This is a genomic window from Acutalibacter sp., assembly GCF_056800975.1.
Map to the genome: position 1 here is coordinate 1 of NZ_JBQISV010000146.1, position 3,398 is coordinate 3,398.

Below are 3,398 nucleotides of genomic sequence, written 5' to 3' on the forward strand. Positions count from 1 at the left end.
CACCTTGCCGTCGCTGTCCAGCAGTGTCACGATGACATTCCCAGTCTGGGTTTCTGTCAGGCGGTTGTTTTGCAGGCTGACGGTCACCTGGCTTCCGACTCCGTCTGCGGCCACGTCATGAGTAATGCTCACGTCCTGACCTGTGCGCAGCTTCAGGTTTTCGCAGGTGATGGACGCAGCGTTGTCAAGAGGGTCAGGCTCGCCTAGAGCTTCGTCTTTTTCCAGAACCTCTGCCAGCAGGTATATGGTCACGCCCCCCTCGGGGATTTCCCGCACCTCGCCGCTGTCAGACTGCACATATTGAGCCACATCAAAGGTGGTTTGTACACTATAGCCGCCTTCGTCCAGCATGGCCAGGTCGTTGTTCTCTGTAATCGAAATAGGGGCCAGGTCCTGGACCGGCGTTTCTCTGGATGCATCGCTGTAGAAGCTGAGCTCGACGCTGCGGCCGGAATCCATCAGGGCCGCGTCCGAGTGGTTGTTGAGCTTGACCTGAATGGTGCGCTCTCCTGCCTCCTCCCGGACAATTTTCGCCTCGGTGATGGCCACATCCGGTAAATTCAGATAGAGGGTGCCGGTGGCTGTGTTGGACCCGGCAGGATTTGCCAGGGGATTGACCCGGCTGCCGCTATGGGTCTGGGCCGCGCCGGTGGCCCCGGCGTTTTCGTTGAATGTGGCGGTCACTGTGTACTGGGGGTCCACAACTTTGTTGTCCGGCACCTGATAGTCCGCCATGAGCCGGATGCTGCTTCCAGGCAAAAGGTTCAGCCCGGAGAACGGCGTCTTGGTTCCGCCAATGTCCACGTTGACATCGCTGACCGCGTGGATGCCCTGGTTCTCCACTGTGAACTCGATCTGGGTTTTGGCGCCCAGCTTTACGGTGTCATAATCCGGGATAAACCCAGGCACTGCGATCTGGTCCTCATAGGCTGCTGTGGCAGTATACATGGCGGACGTCTGGGACGAAAGGCGAACCTGGACCGTCTCGCCGCCTGCGGCCTGGGCCGTCCGGGAGACAGTCCCCTGAGAGCCATAAGTGGTGCCCAGAATGACCGCCTTGACCTGGTTGTTCTCAGGGCTGCTGACATAGGCGTCAAAATGGTCGATGAGCGTGCTGTCAGCCATGTCCGCAATGTTTACCACGCTGGTAAAGCCCACAAGCTCGTTGTTCTGGCCGTAGGTGTAGAGCTTTACGCCTTTGAGCAGGTCCTTCTCCACTGGCAGGGCTTCTGACCCCTCGCTGCTGACTTCCTCAGCCCGCTCCACCCACAGGGTGGACAGGTCGTTGATGGTCTCCGCGTTTTTGGTAAAGCGGAAGTTGGAGGTGATAGAAGCGTTCTGTCCGCTGGCAATCTGGTCCAGAGAATCGGGCAGAAGCTGGGCCGTGGCCCCGGTCCGGTCAAATTCCAGCAGACGGATGTCTGAGGTGTTGTCATCTGCGGCAGCTTCGCCGCCGTCCATGGCCTGGTCGCTGGATGCGGACTGCTGGGTATACCAGCCCAGAACAAACCGCTCATTGTCCGCGGAGAATTTTACAGCGGTGAGCTGGGGATTTTCATCCAGGTAGCCGTCGTTGGTGGCCTGGACATTGCGGGAGGCGGAGCCGTCAACTGCGTTGATGACAGCATAGGCGATCTCCCGGTCAGACGTAGTGGTGTCCAGGCTGTCGCTGTCCAGGGTATAGGCCACTGCGGCTGTGCCGTCCTCCAGCATGGCGGCGGTTATGCCCTTTACCGCGCCGGCGGTGCCGTTGTACAGGACCTGGGCGTCCTCCCACTGGCTCCCGTTATATACCCGGTAGAGAATCATGTCCTGTTGGTCAAAGTTGGTCAGGCTAGGGGAGGAGGTCCCGCTTTCCGCAGCCTGCCTGCCGCTGGCCGATACGGCCCGCCAGGCCACAATAGCCCTGCTGCCGTTCGTGGCGGTGACAGGAGCCAGGTCCGGGGAGGAATCCTCTGTGAGGCGCTCTGTATCCCATTTTCCGTTCCGGTAAATGGACGCGTAAACCTCCGTGCCGCCCAGCATCATCATCTGGTCCTCAGCGGTCAATGTTGCATCCGCTTCCTTATTCAGGCTGACATTCTGCCGGGTCCATGCGGAAACGGCGAAATCCTTTGTGCCGGAGAGGGAGAGCTGGCTGTCGCCAAAGCCCTCATCATTGACAACGTCTTTCTTTTCGTATGTTGTCCCATTTTTTATAGCGTAAGCCACGCGGGTATCTTCTACGTTCTCGCTTCCCGAGTCGGTAATATACGCCACAAGGCCGCCGTCCTCTGATACCACTGGGTTTGCATAGGGGTATGTGTTGGTTTCCAGGTTTTTCAGGCCCTGCTGAGCCTCCGGGTCCAGAGAGAACAGGCTGTAGCCGCCCATCTCCCACATCCGCGGCCCATTGTCCAGATAGTCCCGGCTCTCCAAAGCAGGGGCCAGGTTCAGCGAGTAGGTCTGCTGTCCGGCCAGGCCTTCCCGCTGGAGGGAACCGCTTTTCAGCATATCCTCAATGGTTTTGCGGTTGGCCTTTTTGTTTGCCTCCCAGCGGGTGTCAATCAGATTCCAGTCTCTGGTTTTTTCATCAAGCAGGTTAAAGGTCTCAGACCAGAGGATTTTTTCATATTTTACAAACAGGAATTTTACAAAAAATTCCAGGCCTACTGTGCCGTTGATTTTGAATTGCTGGCCGTCCAGGTTATAGTCCCCTTTGTTGTCGCTGCCGTCGGCAGTATTGATGATGGTGCTCTTACTGTCCATATAGGGCCGGTTCAGCCAGCGGAAGCTCATATCCAAATCGATTTGTCCATAAATGCCCAGCTTACAGGCAATAATGGAGTAGTCTATTCCCACTCCGGCAAACAGCCGAAGGTACAGGTACAGCCGAAGCTCGGTGAGAAAATCGTTGCCAATGCCATAGCTCTGCGACTTCTGGTCGTAGTAGGAGACGGCCAGGGCGTCCATTTTCATCTGGGCTGTGCCGCCCACAGAGAGCGTGGTGGTAAAAGGAATGAGCCCCACCCAGGTGGTTTTGTGCCAGGACCAGCTGGCCCCGCCTCCGGCGTTGAAGCCGCCGTTAAGCACCTGGATCTTCCAGTCCTCGTCATCGAAGTCATAGTAGATGAGGGACTCCATATAGCCGCCCACGCCCCACTCCAAAGAGCGAATCTTGTTGCCATGGTTGGCGTTATTGAACTCGTTCCACAAATCAATCCCATACTGATAGGGCTTCTTTCTGATGTTCACCAGGGCGGCAAGCTCCCGGAAGCCTGGGGCATAGTCAAAGTCCGCCTTGTTTTTGGGGTCTCCATAAATGCCGGTTACTTGGTCCGTGTCATTCATATCCCCCAGGTTCGCCTTAATCAGGCCTATAAACTTGGTGGGGTCGTTTGTGGGGGCAACCTGCATCT

The 3,398-nt window shown here is 57.1% G+C and carries 1 pseudogene; it reads right to left on the reverse strand.

Annotated features, from left to right (window positions below):
• Positions 1 to 3,398 (reverse strand): annotated as a pseudogene (locus ACTO5E_RS10555) (hypothetical protein); the annotation flags it as partial.